11 protein-coding genes and 2 pseudogenes are annotated in these 17741 nt (G+C 52.6%); 11 read left to right on the forward strand and 2 right to left on the reverse strand.

The features are described 5' to 3' along the window. The first annotated feature begins 1 nt into the window (after window position 1). The 6 genes and pseudogenes from arnC to arnF all read left to right on the forward strand — a co-directional run bounded on the left by arnC (window position 2) and on the right by arnF (window position 6240). Window positions 2-988, forward strand: a complete 987-nt coding sequence (arnC, locus tag HA45_RS05205) for an undecaprenyl-phosphate 4-deoxy-4-formamido-L-arabinose transferase (RefSeq protein ID WP_100703935.1) — start codon at window positions 2-4, stop codon at window positions 986-988. After that, entirely contained in the window at window positions 985-2964 is a 1980-nt protein-coding gene (gene arnA, locus HA45_RS05210) for a bifunctional UDP-4-amino-4-deoxy-L-arabinose formyltransferase/UDP-glucuronic acid oxidase ArnA (RefSeq protein WP_100703934.1), read from the forward strand. The genes arnC and arnA overlap by 4 nt, the downstream gene beginning before the upstream one ends. After that, the gene (gene arnD, locus HA45_RS05215) at window positions 2961-3845 is read left to right on the forward strand and encodes a 4-deoxy-4-formamido-L-arabinose-phosphoundecaprenol deformylase (RefSeq protein WP_100703933.1); all 885 of its coding nucleotides are present in this window, start codon (window positions 2961-2963) and stop codon (window positions 3843-3845) included. Before arnA ends, arnD begins: the two co-directional genes overlap by 4 nt. 31 nt (window positions 3846-3876) lie before the next feature. Further along, complete coding sequence (gene arnT / locus HA45_RS05220; RefSeq protein ID WP_100703932.1) at window positions 3877-5538, forward strand: lipid IV(A) 4-amino-4-deoxy-L-arabinosyltransferase; 1662 nt, start codon at window positions 3877-3879, stop codon at window positions 5536-5538. Then, window positions 5535-5866 (forward strand): annotated as a pseudogene (gene arnE / locus HA45_RS05225) (4-amino-4-deoxy-L-arabinose-phosphoundecaprenol flippase subunit ArnE). The gene arnT and the pseudogene arnE overlap by 4 nt, the downstream one beginning before the upstream one ends. Further along, the gene (gene arnF, locus HA45_RS05230; RefSeq protein WP_100703930.1) at window positions 5863-6240 is read left to right on the forward strand and encodes a 4-amino-4-deoxy-L-arabinose-phosphoundecaprenol flippase subunit ArnF; all 378 of its coding nucleotides are present in this window, start codon (window positions 5863-5865) and stop codon (window positions 6238-6240) included. Before arnE ends, arnF begins: the two are co-directional and overlap by 4 nt. 9 nt (window positions 6241-6249) lie before the next feature. Here the strand turns inward: arnF and HA45_RS05235 are convergent, their stop codons facing one another. Both HA45_RS05235 and HA45_RS05240 read right to left on the reverse strand, forming a co-directional pair. Then, window positions 6250-7407, reverse strand: coding sequence for an alpha-hydroxy acid oxidase (locus HA45_RS05235; protein ID WP_100703929.1), 1158 nt, complete (start codon window positions 7405-7407; stop codon window positions 6250-6252). A 138-nt stretch (window positions 7408-7545) separates the two neighbouring features. Then, window positions 7546-8888, reverse strand: a pseudogene (locus HA45_RS05240) (MFS transporter). A 537-nt stretch (window positions 8889-9425) separates the two neighbouring features. Between HA45_RS05240 and HA45_RS27925 the strand changes: the two are divergent. The 5 genes from HA45_RS27925 to HA45_RS05255 all read left to right on the forward strand — a co-directional run bounded on the left by HA45_RS27925 (window position 9426) and on the right by HA45_RS05255 (window position 17734). Further along, entirely contained in the window at window positions 9426-11771 is a 2346-nt protein-coding gene (locus HA45_RS27925; RefSeq protein WP_244563382.1) for a beta strand repeat-containing protein, read from the forward strand. 209 nt (window positions 11772-11980) lie between these two features. Then, entirely contained in the window at window positions 11981-12337 is a 357-nt protein-coding gene (locus tag HA45_RS27930; protein ID WP_244563383.1) for a hypothetical protein, read from the forward strand. A 26-nt stretch (window positions 12338-12363) separates the two neighbouring features. Next, window positions 12364-14976, forward strand: a complete 2613-nt coding sequence (locus HA45_RS27935; RefSeq protein ID WP_244563384.1) for an autotransporter family protein — start codon at window positions 12364-12366, stop codon at window positions 14974-14976. A gap of 333 nt (window positions 14977-15309) precedes the next feature. Further along, the gene (locus HA45_RS05250) at window positions 15310-16755 is read left to right on the forward strand and encodes a sugar porter family MFS transporter (RefSeq protein ID WP_100703926.1); all 1446 of its coding nucleotides are present in this window, start codon (window positions 15310-15312) and stop codon (window positions 16753-16755) included. Window positions 16756-16912: 157 nt separating this feature from the next. Continuing rightward, complete coding sequence (locus HA45_RS05255) at window positions 16913-17734, forward strand: TIM barrel protein (protein ID WP_100703925.1); 822 nt, start codon at window positions 16913-16915, stop codon at window positions 17732-17734. Window positions 17735-17741 lie beyond the last annotated feature (7 nt).

The following is a 17741-nucleotide window of genomic DNA, read 5'->3' on the forward strand; positions in this document are numbered from 1 at the left end:
GATGCTGGAAGAAAAAAACATTCGTAAAGTCTCCGTGGTGATCCCGGTGTACAACGAAGAGGACAGCCTGCCTGAACTGGTCCGTCGTACCGATGCGGCCTGCGCTGTGCTGAATCTGGACTACGAAATCTTGCTGGTGGACGACGGCAGCAGCGATCGCTCGGGTGAGATGATCGCGGATGCCGCGGATATGCCGGGAAGCCATGTGGTGGGTGTCTTACTGAATCGCAACTACGGTCAGCATTCGGCGATTATGGCCGGGTTTAGCCATGTCTCGGGAGACTTGATTATCACGTTAGATGCGGACCTGCAAAACCCACCGGAGGAGATCCCGAATCTGGTGAAGGCCGCGCAGCAAGGTTATGACGTGGTCGGCACCGTGCGGCAAAACCGTCAGGACAGCTGGTTCCGCCGTCGTGCATCGCGCACCATCAATCAACTCATCCAACGTGTAACCGGCAAAGCAATGGGCGACTACGGCTGCATGCTGCGCGCCTATCGCCGCCATATCGTTGATGCCATGCTTAATTGCCATGAGCGCAGCACCTTTATTCCCATCCTCGCCAACACCTTTGCGCGTCGCACCATTGAATTGCCGGTGGCCCATGCGGAGCGCGAATTCGGTGATTCGAAATACAGCTTTATGAAGCTGATCAACCTGATGTACGACCTGGTGACATGCCTGACCACCACGCCACTGCGTCTGCTGAGCATTGTCGGCAGCCTGATTGCGTTAGCGGGTTTCGCATTTTCATTAGTGTTAATTGTTTTGCGTCTGTTCCTCGGTGCCGATTGGGCCGGTGATGGCGTGTTTATGCTGTTTGCGGTGCTGTTTATTTTCGTCGGCGCGCAATTTATCGGCATGGGCTTACTCGGCGAATACATTGGCCGAATTTACAACGACGTACGCGCTCGTCCGCGCTACTTCATCCAACGCGTGATTAATTCGCAGAAAGAAGTCTCCTCTGTACAGGAAATTGAACAATGAAAACGATCGTCTTCGCCTATCACGATATGGGCTGTGCAGGTATTACTGCGCTGTTAAACGCGGGTTTTGAAATCAGCGCGATTTTCACTCACGCTGACTCTGCAACAGAGAATCACTTCTTTGGTTCGGTGGCCCGTCTGGCGGCCGAACAGGGTATACCGGTCTATGCGCCGGAAGACGCCAACCATCCACTGTGGGTGGATCGCATTAAGACCATGGCACCAGAGATCATTTTCTCGTTCTACTACCGCAATCTGTTGAACGACAGCATTCTTAGCTGTGCGCGCCTCGGCGCCTTTAATCTGCACGGTTCACTGCTGCCAAAATACCGCGGGCGTGCGCCTCTCAACTGGGCGCTGGTAAACGGTGAAACCGAGACCGGTGTGACGCTGCATCACATGGTAAAACGCGCCGATGCGGGTGATATCGTGGCGCAACTGCGTCTGTCGATTGAAGAACAGGACAATGCCTTAACGCTGCACCATAAACTGGTGGCCTGTGCATCACAGCTACTGGAGCAGGCGCTGCCTGCAATGAAGCGTGGCGACATTGCCGCCATTCCACAAGATCACAGTCAGGCAACCGTGGTCGGCCGTCGCACGCCTGAGGACGGTCGTATTAAATGGGAGCAGTCCGCGCAGTCGATTAATAATCTGGTGCGCGCGGTCACGGATCCCTGGCCAGGTGCGTTTGCCTTTGCCGGTACAGTGAAGTTTGTGGTGTGGAAAGGGCGCGTACACGCTGATACACCGCAAGCCAAACCGGGTACGGTGGTGTCGGTTGATCCCTTCATGATTGCGTGCGGGGAAGGCGCACTTGAAGTGTTGACCGGACAAAGTGAGAACGGCGTCTACATGAACGGCAGCCAGCTCGCACAAAGTCTGGGTATGGTGCCGGGCGCGTTACTTTACTCCCAACCGGTTGCAGCGGTGAAACGTCGTACCCGTGTGCTGATTCTGGGTGTTAATGGCTTTATCGGTAATCATCTGACGGAACGTTTGCTGCAGGATGACAACTTCGAAGTGTACGGCCTCGATATCGGATCGGATGCGATTAGCCGTTTCCTCGATCAACCGCGCTTCCACTTTGTCGAAGGTGATATCAGTATTCATTCCGAGTGGATTGAGTATCACATCAAAAAATGTGATGTGGTGTTACCGCTGGTGGCGATTGCGACGCCGATTGAGTACACCCGTAATCCACTGCGCGTCTTCGAGCTGGATTTTGAAGAGAACCTCAAAATCATTCGTGATTGCGTGAAATACAAAAAGCGCATCATTTTCCCATCAACATCGGAAGTGTACGGCATGTGCACCGATAAACATTTCGATGAGGATCACTCCAATCTGGTGGTGGGGCCAATCAACAAACAGCGCTGGATCTATTCCGTTTCCAAGCAGCTGCTGGACCGCGTCATTTGGGCCTACGGTGAGAAAGAAGGCCTGCGCTTCACGCTATTCCGTCCGTTTAACTGGATGGGCCCGCGTCTCGATAACCTGAACGCCGCGCGAATTGGCAGTTCTCGTGCCATTACTCAACTGATTCTTAACCTGGTTGAAGGCTCACCGATTAAGTTGATTGATGGTGGCGCCCAGAAGCGCTGTTTCACCGATATTCGTGATGGCATCGAAGCCTTGTTCCGCATCATCGAGAACAAGAACAGAAACTGTGATGGCCAGATCGTCAATATCGGCAACCCTGAAAACGAAGCGAGTATCAAAGAGTTGGCTGAACGTCTGCTGGCCAGCTTTGAGCGTCATCCGCTGCGCGATCGTTTCCCGCCGTTTGCCGGTTTCCGTGAAGTTGAAAGCAGCAGTTATTACGGCAAAGGTTATCAGGACGTCGAGCACCGTAAGCCATCGATCAAAAATGCACGTCGTCTGCTGGAATGGACGCCAACTATTGAGATGGATACCACCATTGATAATACGCTGGACTTCTTCCTGCGCACCGTTGAGCTACAGGATAAGCCATGAAGAAAATTGGTTTGCGCGTAGATGTTGATACCTGGCGTGGAACCAAACTTGGCGTTCCGACGCTGCTTGAACAATTCAGCCTGCACCAGTTGCAGGCCAGTTTCTTCTTCAGCGTAGGACCGGACAACATGGGACGCCACTTGTGGCGTCTGATGAAACCGCGCTTCTTATGGAAAATGCTGCGCTCACGCGCGGCATCACTTTATGGCTGGGATATTTTACTGGCAGGCACCGCATGGCCGGGGCGTGAGATTGGCCGAGGGCTGGAGGAGATCATCAGCGCCACAGCCGACCATCATGAAGTTGGGCTGCATGCCTGGGATCACTTTGCCTGGCAAACCTGGGCTGGCGTCTGGCCAGAAGAGAAATTGCTGGAGCAGATTGCACGCGGAAAAACCGCACTGGAGACGATAATAGGTGACAATGTCACTTGTTCTGCCGTGGCCGGATGGCGAGCTGATGGCCGCGTAGTCGCGGCTAAGCAACAATTCCCTTTCCGCTATAACAGCGATTGCCGCGGAACCGGGCCTTTCTTGCCTCGTCTGCGTGATGGCAGTATTGGCACGGTGCAAATTCCCGTGACGCTGCCCACGTGGGACGAAGTGGTCGGCCAGACCGTCAGCGCCGCAGGGTATAACGATTACATTCTGGAGCAGATGCATGCCGCGTGCGGATCGCCGGTTTACACCATTCATGCCGAAGTGGAAGGCATTGTGGGTTCATCGGCATTTGGCGAGTTGTTAACCCGTGCGGAACAACAGGGCATTCGCTTCTGCCCACTCAGCGAATTGCTGCCAGACGATCTCAGCACGCTGCCACAAGGCAATCTGGTGCGTGGGCAAATACCCGGACGGGAAGGCTGGCTGGGCTGCCAGAACTGACGGTAAACAGGACACTTTATAGGAACCACGGATGCGTACAGGCACCAAAACAGCGCTACTGCTGGCGCTTTTCGCGCTCTATTACCTGATCCCAATTGAATTCCGCGCCCTGTGGCAGCCGGATGAGACCCGCTATGCGGAAATTAGCCGTGAAATGTTGGTCAGTGGTAATTGGGTGGTACCGCACTTCTTTGATCTGCGTTATTTCGAGAAACCGATCGCAGGTTACTGGGTGAATAATATTGGCCAGTTGCTGTTTGGCCATAACAATTTTGGCGTGCGTGCCGGTTCGATCTTCTGCACGTCTCTCAGTGCGCTACTGATCTACTGGCTGGGCCAGCAAATGTTTGCCAGTCGCAAGATTGCGCTGACCGGCAGCGTCATTTTCCTCACTTCACTTCTGGTGTATGGCATTGGCACATATGCCGTGCTCGATCCCATTTTGCTGCTGTGGCTGGTATCCGCAATGTGCAGTTACTGGCTGGTGGTGCAAGCCTCAAGTACGCAACAACGCTTGTGTGGCTACGTACTTCTGGGTGCAGCCTGTGCAATGGGTTTTATGACCAAAGGCTTTCTCGCGCTGGCGGTGCCCGTGTTGGCGATCGTACCCTGGGCGCTTTGGCAGCGTCGCTTTGGTGAGTTACTGCGCTGGGGGCCGTTGACTGTCATCGTGGCAGCCTTGCTCAGCGCGCCGTGGGCAGTGGCGATTTATCGTCAGGAAGGGGATTTCTGGCATTACTTCTTCTGGGTGGAACATATTCAACGTTTCGCGGAAAAAGATGCGCAGCACAAGGCTCCATTCTGGTATTACCTGCCAGTATTACTCGCCGGCTGTTTGCCGTGGCTGGCATTATTGCCGGGTTCATTGCTAGGCGCGTGGCGTCAGCGCAGCCAACATGCGGGTGTCATGTATTTGTTGAGTTGGGTGATCATGCCTTTGCTGTTCTTCAGTATCGCCAAGGGAAAACTGCCGACCTATATCCTGCCGTGCTCTGCGCCGCTGGCTTTGCTCATGGCGCAATATGCACATAGCGGTTCAGCAAAGTTGTTAAGTGTGTTTAAGGTCAACGGCTGGATAAACATGTTGTTTGGTGCAATCGCGACTGTCGTGCTGTTGGCCGTGATTGCCCCCTGGGGGCTGGCACATCGACCGGTTTACAGCATTGATGAAATCGGGCGACTGATTTGCGCGGTGCTGGCTTTTGCGGGTTGGGGCTTCATGGGTTGGTTAAGCCTTAAGCCGGGCGCTGCTCGCTGGCAACTGGCGGCGCTTTGCCCATTGATGCTGGCACTGCTGGTGGGTTTTGCTATCCCGCAGAAAGTCCGTGATTCCAAGCAGCCGCAAAGTTTTGTGCATGTGGTGCATAATCAACTGCAGAACAGCCGCTATCTGCTGGCGGATAATCCTGGCATTGCCGCAGCGGTGGCATGGGAAACGCAACGCAGTGATATCACGCTTTACGATGCGAAAGGCGAACTGGAATACGGTCTCAGCTATCCTGACGCGCAAACACGCTATGTAGACGGCCGTGCCTTTGCCGACTGGCTACGTGAACATCGCCGTCATGGCAAAGTCTCGGTGGTAATGATGCTTAACTCAGGGGAAAGTGGCCCGGATCCCGCTATGCCAGTGCCGGATGATGTATATCGGCAGGGGCGGTTAGTCTATTACGGCTACGACGCGACACCATGAATCTGCTGCTTATCCTGCTGGTCAGCCTGTTGAGTTGTGCTGCGCAGTTGTGCCAAAAACAAGCGGCTTACCAGGGCGCGCGATACGGCAAAAAAGACTCATCCTGTGGATTGCACTGAGCATACTGTTGCTCGGCGTAGCGATGTTGCTGTGGCTGTGGGTGTTACGCCTGGTGCCGGTAAGCATAGCCTATCCGATGCTGAGCCTTAACTTCGTGCTGGTGGCGATAGCGGCGCGCTGGATATGGCGTGAAACGTATACGCTGCAGCAGTGGATCGGCACCGGGATAATTGTCGCAGGCGTGGCATTGATGGGAAGTCATTTATGAAGGGCGTGGCACTCGCGCTGTGCAGCGTGCTGCTGGTTTCGCTAGCACAGCTGGTTTTACGTGCGGCGATGCAGCATTTTCCGCCGTTATCATTGCTGCTGAGTGCACAAATCTGGCAGCATCTGCAGCCGCTTTTGCTGTTGTGCCTCGGACTCGGTGCCTATGCTGTCTCAATGCTGTGCTGGATGCTGGCCATGCGATCTCTACCGCTTAATCGGTTATATCCGCTGCTTAGCCTAAGTTATGTGCTGGTTTGGCTGGCCGCCATCTCTCTGCCAATGTTTGGCGAACCTTTCCGCTGGAGCAGCTTTGCTGGCGTGCTGTTGATCATGATTGGCCTGTTATGCGTCTCGCTGCCGAGCAAGCGTGTGTAAGTGACAATGTCACTCTATATAGCGTAAATGCTTTTCACTGAGGTCAGCCAACTTGGGGGCACCCAACATGCCGATATCGCGACTGACTTCGTTAGAGATCAAATCAATCGCCAACTCTACGCCCGCCGTACCGCCAACGGCACACGCATAATTGAATGGCCTGCCGACAAAGCAGGCCTTCGCGCCTAACGACAGCGCCTTGATCGCGTCAGTGCCGCGCCGGATGCCGCTATCCAGCATCACTGTCATATCGCCTGCCGCTTCAACAATTTCTGGCAGCACGTAAATCGGCGGGATCACCGTATCCAACTGGCGGCCTCCATGATTCGACACCACGATACCGTCGATGCCCATCGCCTTACAGCGCAGGGCATCATTACGGCTCAGAATGCCTTTGATCACCATGGCACCCGGCCAGCGCTGACGGATATGTTCGATATGCTGCCAGGTAAGATGGCTACGTCCACTGAAATCGCGCACTGCATTGTTGGAGAACAACGGGGCACCGCGAACCGCATTGTTGTTTTCAAAATAAGGCATACCGCTGGTGATCAACGTTTTGATTAGCGTGCCGGTTAGCCAGCGCGGGTGCGTCACACCCTGCCATGCTAACGCCAGACTGGGGCGAAAGGGGGTGGCGAACCCCGCACGCACGTTGTTTTCACGATTGGCCTTAACCGGTGTATCAACGGTCACCACTAATACGGGAATACCTGCACGCTTTACGCGATCGACCAGCGCATCAATTTCTTCCAGTGTTTTCGGTAAATAGGCCTGGAACCACATCGCTGGATTAACTGCTGCCACATCTTCTAAACGCATCAGCGAAGAACCACTCATAATAAATGGCACGTTCTTACTCGCCGCTGCCCGCGCCAGAGCGATATCTCCCTGAAAACCCGTGATGGCTGAAATTCCCATTGGCGCAATGCCCACCGGAGCCGCATAGCGATGACCGAATAGCTCAACCGCTATGTCGCGTTGCGAGACATCCACCATGTTTTCAGGTATCAGGCAAAAGCGTTGGTAGGAATTCAGCGTGTTTTGCAGCGCAATATTGTCCTCAACGCCGCCAGATACATACGCAAATAAGGGATGTGGCAGGTGTCTTTGGGCATGTTTTTCGAAGTCATTCAGGGAAAGACAACGCTGAAGCAGTTTGCGCATGGGAAGAAGATTCAAGTTGATTGAATAAAACAGTGGAAAGTCATGCTATTGCAATCAGGGCGGTTAACAAATGCTTTAAATGGCAATGCTTATCTCAATAACGCATTAAGGGCGTACTGAAGTACGCCCAACTGAAAATCAATGTTGTTCCCAGGGATGATATTCGCCATTACGGCGCCCTGGTGCTGTTTCGGGCAGACGCAACAAGCCAATCACCGATATCACACCCAGCACGGCAACATACAGTGCCAATCCGTACCAATGTCCTCCCGCGGCTTGCAGAATTTTGACCGCCACTAAACCCAGCACGCCGCTGCCAATCAGCGAACCCACCTGCCAGATCACGGCGATGCCGCTGCAGCGAATATGCGTCGGGAACAGCTCCGGGAACCATGAGGCTTGCGGTGCGTAACACATACTGTGGCCAAGCGTTAACGCTACGATCATCGCGATTTGCGTGAGCCAATAGCTGTTTTGTGACAGGGCATAGAAGAAGGGCACTATAGAGATGACGATGAGCAGCGCGCCCATCAAATACACTGGCTTGCGGCCGATTTTATCTGACAGCGCCCCCATCAATGGGATGGCGAAGACTTCAAGGATCACCGCGACGATCATGCTGTTCATCAAGATCCCAGCGTCAAGATTATTTGCTTTTCCCCACGCCAAAATAATCACGGTAAACAGTGCGAAGGCACAGGCTTCGATCAGTTTGGCTGCCACTCCGTTAATCACGAGGCGTGGATTGCCGCTGATCACCTCCTTTAATGGACGTGATTCGGCCGCCTTGGTTTCGCGGATGGCGGCAAAAACCGGGGATTCATCAATGCGCAGACGGATAAACAGCCCCACAATCACCAGCAGTGCACTTAACAGGAACGGCACGCGCCAACCCCAATCCATCATTTGATCGGCGGACAAGGTGGCGTTGAGAATGGCGAACAGTGCCAGCGGCAGTAAGAAGCCAACGGGAGCGCCGATCTGTACCCAACTGGCAAAAAATCCACGACGGGACGCTTGTGAATACTCTGCCGTCATCAGCACCGCACCTGCCTGCTCACCGCCGACGCCAAAGCCCTGCAGCAGACGAATTAAGATCAATAAAGCGGGAGCCCAGATACCAATTTTCTCGTAGGTTGGCAGCAGCCCAATACAGAAAGTACCGAGTCCGACAATCAGGATGGTGGCAACCAGCGCTTTTTTGCGACCGACTTTATCGCCAATATGGCCAAACACAATGCCGCCGATTGGGCGTGCGAGAAAGCCCACCGCATAGGTGGCAAACGCGGCAAGGGTGCTGATTAACGGATCGTGACTGGGGAAGAAAAGGTGGCCAAAAACAGCACAGCGGCAGTGCCATAGGCGAAGAAGTCATAATATTCTGCAGCTGTGCCAATGGCCGATGCACTGGCCACGCGACGTATCAGTGAGGTGTGATTTTCCTGTGTCGCTTGAGTCTGAGTAAGGGTAGAAGAGGCCATAGCAAAGGTCCTGCCTGTTTATAATGTTAGACTACCATACAAGGATGTTTTCGTGTTTGTTGCGGCAATGATCACAGATTTAAGCTGGCGCGATTTTGTCTCAATACGATTATTCATCATCCGATTTAACGCTGTGGTTATTTATTGCCACAACGTAAATAAGAAAATTAGACTGGATCTATTAGGCTCAAGTTGTTGGTATTTTTAATTACAGTTAACGCACCCGTTTTATTGATATTATTTTAGGGCAATAAACACCAATGCCTGGCGCTATTAATCTTATTATCACATTGATTAATCAATAATAAACCAACTTAAACTCGCCAGTTTATCTGTTGATTTACAAGGGCTAATTCTTAATTTGACTTAACTAACGCTGTTCACCTTAACTCCAGCTAGACGTTTTCTTTACGAAATGATGAGATAACTCTACATAGTGCATTAACTCTTTCCATTCTCTCTTTTTCATCAAATAAACCGTCATGCACGGCGCTGCTTTGCTGTGCAGAAATAATTATTTTCTCTCTGGAGGAAAGGATGTCATTCAAATTAAAACCGTTGGTTATCAGTTTGCTGGCTGCACAAGGCATCATCATTCCCACCTTGCAAACCAATGCCACTGTCATTCAGCCTTTTGATCCGGCGAAAAATGACAATAAAGTTGGCGTGTTCTGTGTGTGCAATGGCAGCACACAATCGCTGACGGGTTTACCGCAGTTCATTCCGGGTAAAAGTGGCGAAGTTCCGATCACGATTGGTGAATTGCAAGATCAGGGCAGGTTGGTCACTGACAACAATTTGTTGGGTAAAGCGCGTTTGAGCCTGGGAACGCAGGATTTTACGATTACCGTGCCCAATGAAGATCACCGCTCCTACAGTGAATTCCAAACCTATAACACTGCCGCATTGAGCAGTCTGGCACCGGTTGATAGCAGTACTCAGGTAACCGATTTCGAAGAGGTGAAAAACCAGCAGTACATTAATGCCCGCGTTGCCTCGGTCAGCAATGGCACCATCAACGTGCAATTGGGCACTGATGGCGCCAGCACGTTAACGAACGGCTGGGACATGGCGGCCAAACAGAGTCGCCTCTTTACTGCCAGCAATAAAGGCAATATGAACTGGGATTCCGATAACCGCATCACCTTCACCGCGACGCAGATTCCTGCCGTCTCCCGCTGGGGCCTCAACGTTGACAACCTGGTGACCTACAACGGCGCATTCAGCGTGACGACACTGTATGGCGACTCCACCAGTTTTAACATTACCTCGTTAACCGATTTGCAAAACTACAACGACTGGCTGATTGAGCAACTGCAAAATGGGCAGATCGCTAGCGCCGATTACAACGCCGAATTCAATAAAGCTGTCACGCTCAGCAGTGGTCTGGTGGTGTGGGGCGTCAATAACCCAGATGAAGATGAAGCCTTCCTGCCCATCGGTGAACGCATCGTACTCAGTGCTGAAGGGCCCAATGCACATGCCACCATTGAAGCGGGGAAAACACTCGAGGTGGCCAATGCCAACGGTGGCGCGATGCGGGCTGATAACGGTGCCACCGCCACCATTAATGGCAAGCTTGCCAGCAGCGGCAACGGGTTAACGGATGACGATGCTCTGGTGCTAACCAACGGCAGCAGCGGCATTAACAACGGTGTGATCAATAGCGGTTTCTTTAACAACGCCGATGGCACTGGCATCGACAGCAGTACGTTGGGCAATAACGGACTGGCCGTTAATGCCAGCAACAGCCGCTTTATTAACAATGGCATTATTAATAGTGCCGGTTCCGCCGTCAGGCTAGATAACAGCAGTGGTGTGAATAATGGCACCATAAATCTGGTGGAGGACAACGGCAGCGCAATGGCGGTAACGCTAAGTGGCGCCGCCAGCACCTTTACCAACAATGGCACAATTTATCTTGGCCGCACGCCGCAAAACGCGGCGGGTGAGAGTACTGTCGATACCCTGTTGAGTCATGCCACCGGGATTCTTCAACTCGATAATTCCAGTGTGATCAATAACGGTCATATCGTCATGGGATCGAAAGTGCAAAGTGGCGCGGCAATCAGCGTAAACAGCGCCGAGGATGCCGTTAGCCGCAACAACGGCGTGATCGATGTTAATGGTCGCGGCACGGCGATGGAAGTGATTGACTCTGGCAGCGGCGGGCAAGTAGGTAACGCAGGGTTGATCAACCTGAATGGCGACAACGGTAGCGGCCTGATGGTGATAGCGAATGATGGCAACCTCGCTCACGCCTGGTCAACCGGACCGATTAACATTACTGGTAACGCCAATGCCACGGCAGGAACGCGCAACACCGCAGTGTGGGTGAAGGGCATTGACAGCGGTGTGGCCTCGGCTGATATCAACGGGCCGATTACGCTCAACGGCGCAGGGGCGATTGGTATCCGCGCGGAAGGCAATGCCACCGTCAATTTAGCGCCAGGCGCAATCCCCCTCAGCAACAGCAGCGCCGATCAAATTACCTTCCTGACTCTCGGTCCGAACGCCAATATCCTGCTTCCGGCTAACGGTCACTATGGCGTAACAGGGGAAAATTCATCGATTTTCCGGGTGCAGGATGGCGCGAGCTTTGATGGCAGCGGTATGACGTTGACATCAAACGGCAACCTCTCGACCGCCGTGCTGGGCAGTGGCGATAACACGGATGTCACCACGGGCAACGCCATCTTTAACCTCGGTGAAAATGGGATTGGTTTACGTATTGAGGGCGCAGCGCAGGGCACCATCGATGCCGGGACCACAATTAACATGAACGGTGTGCACAGCATCGCGGCACAGGTGCAGGGTAATCGTACCGACCTCACCGGTAACATTACCCATTCGACCTATTTCCGTTCACCAATACGCTGTTAACCAATAATGCCAACATCAGCGGCACCCAGAACCAGCAAATTGGCTTCATTGCCAGCAGCCAGGGCCAGTTCGTCAACAACGGCACTATCGCGCTGAGCGGCAACGGTTCGACGGGCATAGCGTCGTTAGGGGCGACTGCCACCAACAACGGCACAATATTTATCGCCAATGGCAGTACTGGGATTTACGCGGAAGGTTACAGTTATTCGGTGGCCGCCCGCGCCACCAATAATGGCACGTTAAATGTCACTGCGGGCAATGCCAGTGTCGCACAGCCTTCTGTCGGGGGAGTGGCCTTCGGCGATTCCGGCTACTTCTACCAGAATGGCAACATCAATCTGTACGGCGAACATGTGATAGGTGCTCAAGCCGGCAATGGCGGTACCGTGGTGATTGGCGCGGGTAGCAATGTCACGTTCCATGACGCTAATCAAATCGGATATCAGGCGCTTGAAGGGTTAAGCAGCATCAGCAATAGCACCAATCTGACCACGGATGCCAAAGACATCACGCTGTTAAGTGCTGGCGGGGGGGCAATGTCAATAATCAGGGCACCGTCACTCTGAGTGGCGACAACAGCAGCGCGGTCGGGTTGACGGAGGGTGGGCTGTTAATCAACAGCGGCTCAATTTCAGCGAACAAAGGTGTGGCGCTGGTTGCCTCATCAGGCAGCTCCATCTATGTGCAACGCAGCGGCCAACTCTATTCCACAGGCACGGCAACGATTCGTGTCGGCAACGGAGGTTCGCTCAACATCATTGGAGACGGTGAAGGCGATTTTTACAACAGTTACAGCAGTACCATCGGCTCCAACGGCAAGACCGATACGGTTTTGCTGGATAACGGCGCGGTTGGATTGAGTGCCGATCATGTGGTGTTAAGCGGTGCCGGTAACGTGATTAACAACCGCGCGGAAACCAGCAATATCGCACTGAATTATGTGCGACTGGATATCAATGGCGGCAATGGCATTCGTTCAGCCACCTCATTCGGTCATGATGACCATGTGTATGTCAATGTGAGCAGCAATAGCGCGACCAACGCGCCCGGTACCGGCTATCTGTTTGCAAACGAAGACGGTTCCGTCACTCAAAACGATCTCACCATCGGCCCGAACTATTACATCTTCTTGTCAGGTGCCAATACTACGGGTGTGCGCGCCAAAACCACCGGACAAGTGATTAACGAAGGCTTTATTGGCGTTTACGACTTAAGCGGTGGCTCAGCGATTGTCACAGATACGGCCAGCGAAGTGATCAACCGCGGCAACATCTTCTCGAACAGTAAAGTCTCGCCGGTGATTGATTTGCGTGGCGGCCAAACGCTGTTTATCAACCAGGGGCAAATCAGCGCCACCTTCCCGGATATCGAAGTGGTCGCCGGTGGTGCGACTGACGACCGTATTGCATTGTTATCTGGCAGCGTCGTAGGGGATGTGAATACGGGCAGCGGGAACGACAGGGTGCAGGTATCTGGCGGTACGCTTAATGGCAGCGTGACCATGGGGAACGGTAATAACCAGGCGCTGGTGGAAAAGGTGGATTTGGCTAACACCCGTCATATCACCACGGATAACGGCGCAGGCAGCACCTTGAGTTTTAGTGACATCACCGCGCGTGGTGGCTCCTTCAGCGCCGATGATCTCAGCAAGGGCACCAACCTGGGCGGCGGCTGGAGCACCATTAACTTCGACCACACGCAGTGGACTTTGACTGATAACCTGAAACTGGCGCACAGCACCATCAATATCAGTGAGGGCTCAACGCTGTTTGCTGGCGATGGCGTTAATCCTCTGTTAAGCGGCGCTTCAGACGGATCGCTGGTGGTGAATAATGCCGGCACTCTGGATCTGACCAATGGCAGCGGCGTACCCGGTAATACATTAACGATTGATGGCGACCTCAATGCGGTTGGCGGTTACGTGAAGCTCAACACGCAACTTGGCACCAACGGCGTCAGTGACAATCTGCACGTGAACGGCAACACCAGCGGCACCACTTTGCTGGATGTGAAACCGGTGGCGAGCAGTCTGGCAATCATCACCCCCGATCGCGGCGTTTCAGTGGCGCAGGTTACCGGCAGCGCCAGTGCAGACAGTTTTGCTCTGACAAACGGCTATGTGGCATCCGGCCCTTACCAATACGGTCTGTACAGCAGCACCAGCGGTTCAGCATGGGATTATCACCTGGCGAACAACTTCATTAGTGACTCGGCGGGCAAGGCGGTTCGCCCACAGCTCACGCCACAAATGCCTTCCTACATCTCGGCACCCGTGGGGCTGGCCTACTACAACATGGCGGTGATGGATGACCTGCACAAACGTTTGGGGGAATTACGCGAGGATCAAGGCAGCGGCGTGGGTCATGGCGGAGAGATGTTTATCCGCTATCTGGGTTCCAACCTGACTTATAAGACGGATCGTAACCTTGACCAGTATGGTTATGATTTCGACCTGGATTACAGCGCGGTGCAATTGGGCGGTAATCTGATCCGCCTCGATGGCGCCAGTGACAGCCTTCGCGCCGGCGTGGCGTATACGCGCGGCAATGCGCGCATTAGACCAGATGCTCCAGATGGTTACAGCTCGACCAGTATTGATAGCGATACGTTGTCGCTGTACGGAACATGGCTGCGCGACAGTGGATTCTACGTTGATGGCGCGCTGTCATTTGACTGGCATCGCGGCGAGACGGATATAGCGCGGCAGAAAGAGGTCGGCAAGTTGAAAGGGAATGGCTGGGGAGCATCACTGGAAACGGGCTATCCGTGGCAACTTGGGCAGGGGATCCGCCTCGAGCCGCAGGCGCAGTTGATGTACCTGCAGCTTAATATGGATGACCTGGTCGATGGTGATAACACCCGGGTGAGCTGGGGAAGTTACGATCAAACCATTGGCCGCGTGGGCGCGCGTCTGGATCGCACCTGGCAGGATACAGCAGGGCAGCAATATACGCCCTATCTGCGCACCAGTTATACGCGCGGCTGGGGCGGTGCAGCCACCACACGGGCAAGTGCCAACGGCAGTGCAGACAGCATCAGTTTTGAAAGCGGTCAATTCGGCCAGATGTGGGACATTGGCCTCGGCGGCACGGCCACGCTAAAAAGTAACGTGTCGCTCTACGCCGAAGCGGATTATCGGCAGGAAATCGACGGGAACGGCACGAAAGGGTGGCGTTACAACGGCGGTGTTCGCTGGCAATTCTGATCCCGTACAACCTTACGCCAGGGAGTATTGGCGTAAGGTTTATCTTATTATTATTTTGTAAGTGACTCTCTAACTCCCCCCTGCCATAACTGAATGCCATTAATACCAGTATCACCCTTCATGTGGATATTCCCTCTGCTGTGAACACGTCTTAATTGAATAACGCCTTCTATTTGATGTTAACCCATCAAAATAAAAGTGGCCAAAATGCTTTGGATCACAATTTGGAAGAGTAATTTCAAATAAAAATTAACATGAAATAAAAATACCGATAGCGTAAAACTCTGTTTTGTTCTGCTGTATTTCCTAATGTGTTTTTTACCAGGAGTGGTTATGGAAAAAGAACTTTATATATCGGCTAATACGGCATCTGGCCCAAATAGCGTGACGCGCACTGAACCTTTTGTGAAGATTATTGCCCTGGTCGCCACCTTAGGCGGTTTGTTATTTGGCTACGACACGGGGGTGGTATCAGGTGCGCTGTTATTTATGCGTAGTGATTTACAATTGACACCATTCACTACCGGCTTGGTGACCAGCTCGCTCCTGTTTGGCGCAGCCTTTGGTGCCTTACTTGCTGGGTATCTCGCCGATGCAATGGGACGCCGCAAGATTATTATCGCGTTAGCATTCATTTTTGCCCTTGGAGCGGTGGGATCTTCGTTCGCCCCAGACGTCTTGACGATGATTATCTCACGTCTTTTCCTGGGCATTGCAGTAGGAGGGGCTGCAGCTACTGTTCCGGTGTATATCGCTGAAATCGCACCGGCAAACAAACGTGGTCAGCTTGTGACGTTACAGGAGTTAATGATTGTATCTGGCCAACTTTTGGCCTATGTCTCGAATGCGACCTTCAATGAGATCTGGGGAGGAGAACATACGTGGCGTTGGATGCTGGCCATTTCAATCGTTCCTGCGGTGCTATTGTGGCTGGGGATGATTTTCATGCCTGAGAGCCCGCGCTGGCACATGATGCGTGGCAATATTGCAGAAGCAAGAAAGGTGCTGGAGAAGACCCGAGCGGCAGAAGATGTCGAGTGGGAGCTAGAAGAGATTGAAGAAACCATCGAGGAAAACCGTCAGAAAGGCAAAGGGCGACTGCGCGATCTTCGCACTCCCTGGCTGCGTAAAGTATTTCTGCTTGGCATTGGTATCGCTGCCATTCAGCAGCTCACTGGGGTGAATACCATCATGTATTATGCACCCACCATGCTTACCGCGACGGGATTGAGCAACGATGCTGCACTTTTTGCCACTATTGCCAACGGTGTCATCTCTGTATTGATGACACTGGTGGGAATTTGGATGATTGGTAAAACTGGCCGACGACCACTGGTACTGATAGGCCAAATGGGATGCACAGCATGTTTGTTTTTTATCGCTGCCGTCTGTTTCTTTTTACCTGAATACCATGCCGTAGGAGACGTTAACTTGTTGCGCGCCTATCTGGTATTGGCCGGTATGTTGATGTTCCTGTGCTTCCAGCAAGGTGCGCTTTCACCCGTAACCTGGTTACTCCTGTCCGAGATTTTCCCTGCACGTATGCGTGGGATTTGTATGGGTGGCGCGGTGTTCGCACTGTGGATCGCTAACTTCGCCATATCCATGGCATTCCCGATTTTGCTGGCATCTATGGGTCTTGCGGGCGCATTTCTGACTTTTGCCATTATCGGTATAGGCGGTTCAATATTTGTGATGCGTACCATACCGGAAACGCGTGGACGCAGCCTGGAGCAAGTCGAGCATTACTTTTATGAGTTGTATGACGGTAAGCCGTAAACGTGACGCAGATCATATCTGAGGGAGGTTGATGTAAATCACTCAATATTCACACCGTGCGGATGAGAAAGTTAATTTACTATCAAAATCAGTTAAAGCGTTGCAGCAAAACAGAACATCTCTCCATAAATGGCTGGTAATTATTTCAGGTAAGGTTATGACATATAAAATAAACAGTGATCGTCTCTGTGTTAACCGTAAAATTGCACCAAATTTAAGCCTTTCTCAATTTTTCACGCTGGTTAAAGAGTTGGGGTTAAATAAGGTGGAAATCCGTAATGACATGAAAAGTGGCAGTGTGACAGATGGTTTTAGCGGTGCGGAAATACGTGAGTTGGCCAATCAGCAAACGTTCACCATTGAGACCATTAACGCAGTGTATCCGTTTAATCAATTAACAGATGCCGTGTTGGAAAAAACACGTGGGTTACTTAAAGATGCCCGCGAAACAGGTGCGAAAGCGTTGGTGCTCTGTCCATTGAATGACGGCACACTTATATCCAATGATCAAACCGTTGCCGCACTGCAAACCCTCGCCCCTCTGTTTGCGGAATATGGCATCGAAGGGTTAGTTGAGCCGCTGGGTTTCCCACAGAGTTCATTGCGTTCTGCCGCATTGGCTCAACAACTAATTAAACAGGCAGGCGTACCGTTCAAAATCGTACTTGATACCTTCCATCACCACTTGTATGAAGGCGCTGAACAAGATTTCGCAGGAGGGGTTGACGTCAAAAATATCGGTCTGGTGCACCTTTCTGGTGTAACGGATGCGCGTCCTACCGCTGAGTTGACCGATGAAGAACGCATTATGCTCAGCGCTGAAGACCTGTTGAAGTCCAAGCAGCAAGTACAACGCCTTGAAGAGATGGGTTACACCGGGATTTACGCTTTTGAGCCCTTCTCGTCGGTGATGGATGCCTGGAGTAAAGAAGATATCGCCCGTGAAATCCGTACCAGTATTGACTACCTAAACCATTAATTTCACC

This window comes from Pantoea rodasii, assembly GCF_002095465.1.
GTDB lineage: Bacteria > Pseudomonadota > Gammaproteobacteria > Enterobacterales > Enterobacteriaceae > Pantoea > Pantoea rodasii.

Bases quoted from the DNA above. Each gene is read 5' to 3' on its own strand.
- arnC (WP_100703935.1), top strand. From the start codon at position 2: ATGCTGGAAGAAAAAAACATTCGTAAAGTCTCCGTGGTGATCCCGGTG.
- arnA (WP_100703934.1), top strand. From the start codon at position 985: ATGAAAACGATCGTCTTCGCCTATCACGATATGGGCTGTGCAGGTATT.
- arnD (WP_100703933.1), top strand. From the start codon at position 2,961: ATGAAGAAAATTGGTTTGCGCGTAGATGTTGATACCTGGCGTGGAACC.
- arnT (WP_100703932.1), top strand. From the start codon at position 3,877: ATGCGTACAGGCACCAAAACAGCGCTACTGCTGGCGCTTTTCGCGCTC.
- arnF (WP_100703930.1), top strand. From the start codon at position 5,863: ATGAAGGGCGTGGCACTCGCGCTGTGCAGCGTGCTGCTGGTTTCGCTA.
- HA45_RS05235 (WP_100703929.1), bottom strand. From the start codon at position 7,407: ATGCGCAAACTGCTTCAGCGTTGTCTTTCCCTGAATGACTTCGAAAAA.
- HA45_RS27925 (WP_244563382.1), top strand. From the start codon at position 9,426: ATGTCATTCAAATTAAAACCGTTGGTTATCAGTTTGCTGGCTGCACAA.
- HA45_RS05250 (WP_100703926.1), top strand. From the start codon at position 15,310: ATGGAAAAAGAACTTTATATATCGGCTAATACGGCATCTGGCCCAAAT.
- HA45_RS05255 (WP_100703925.1), top strand. From the start codon at position 16,913: ATGACATATAAAATAAACAGTGATCGTCTCTGTGTTAACCGTAAAATT.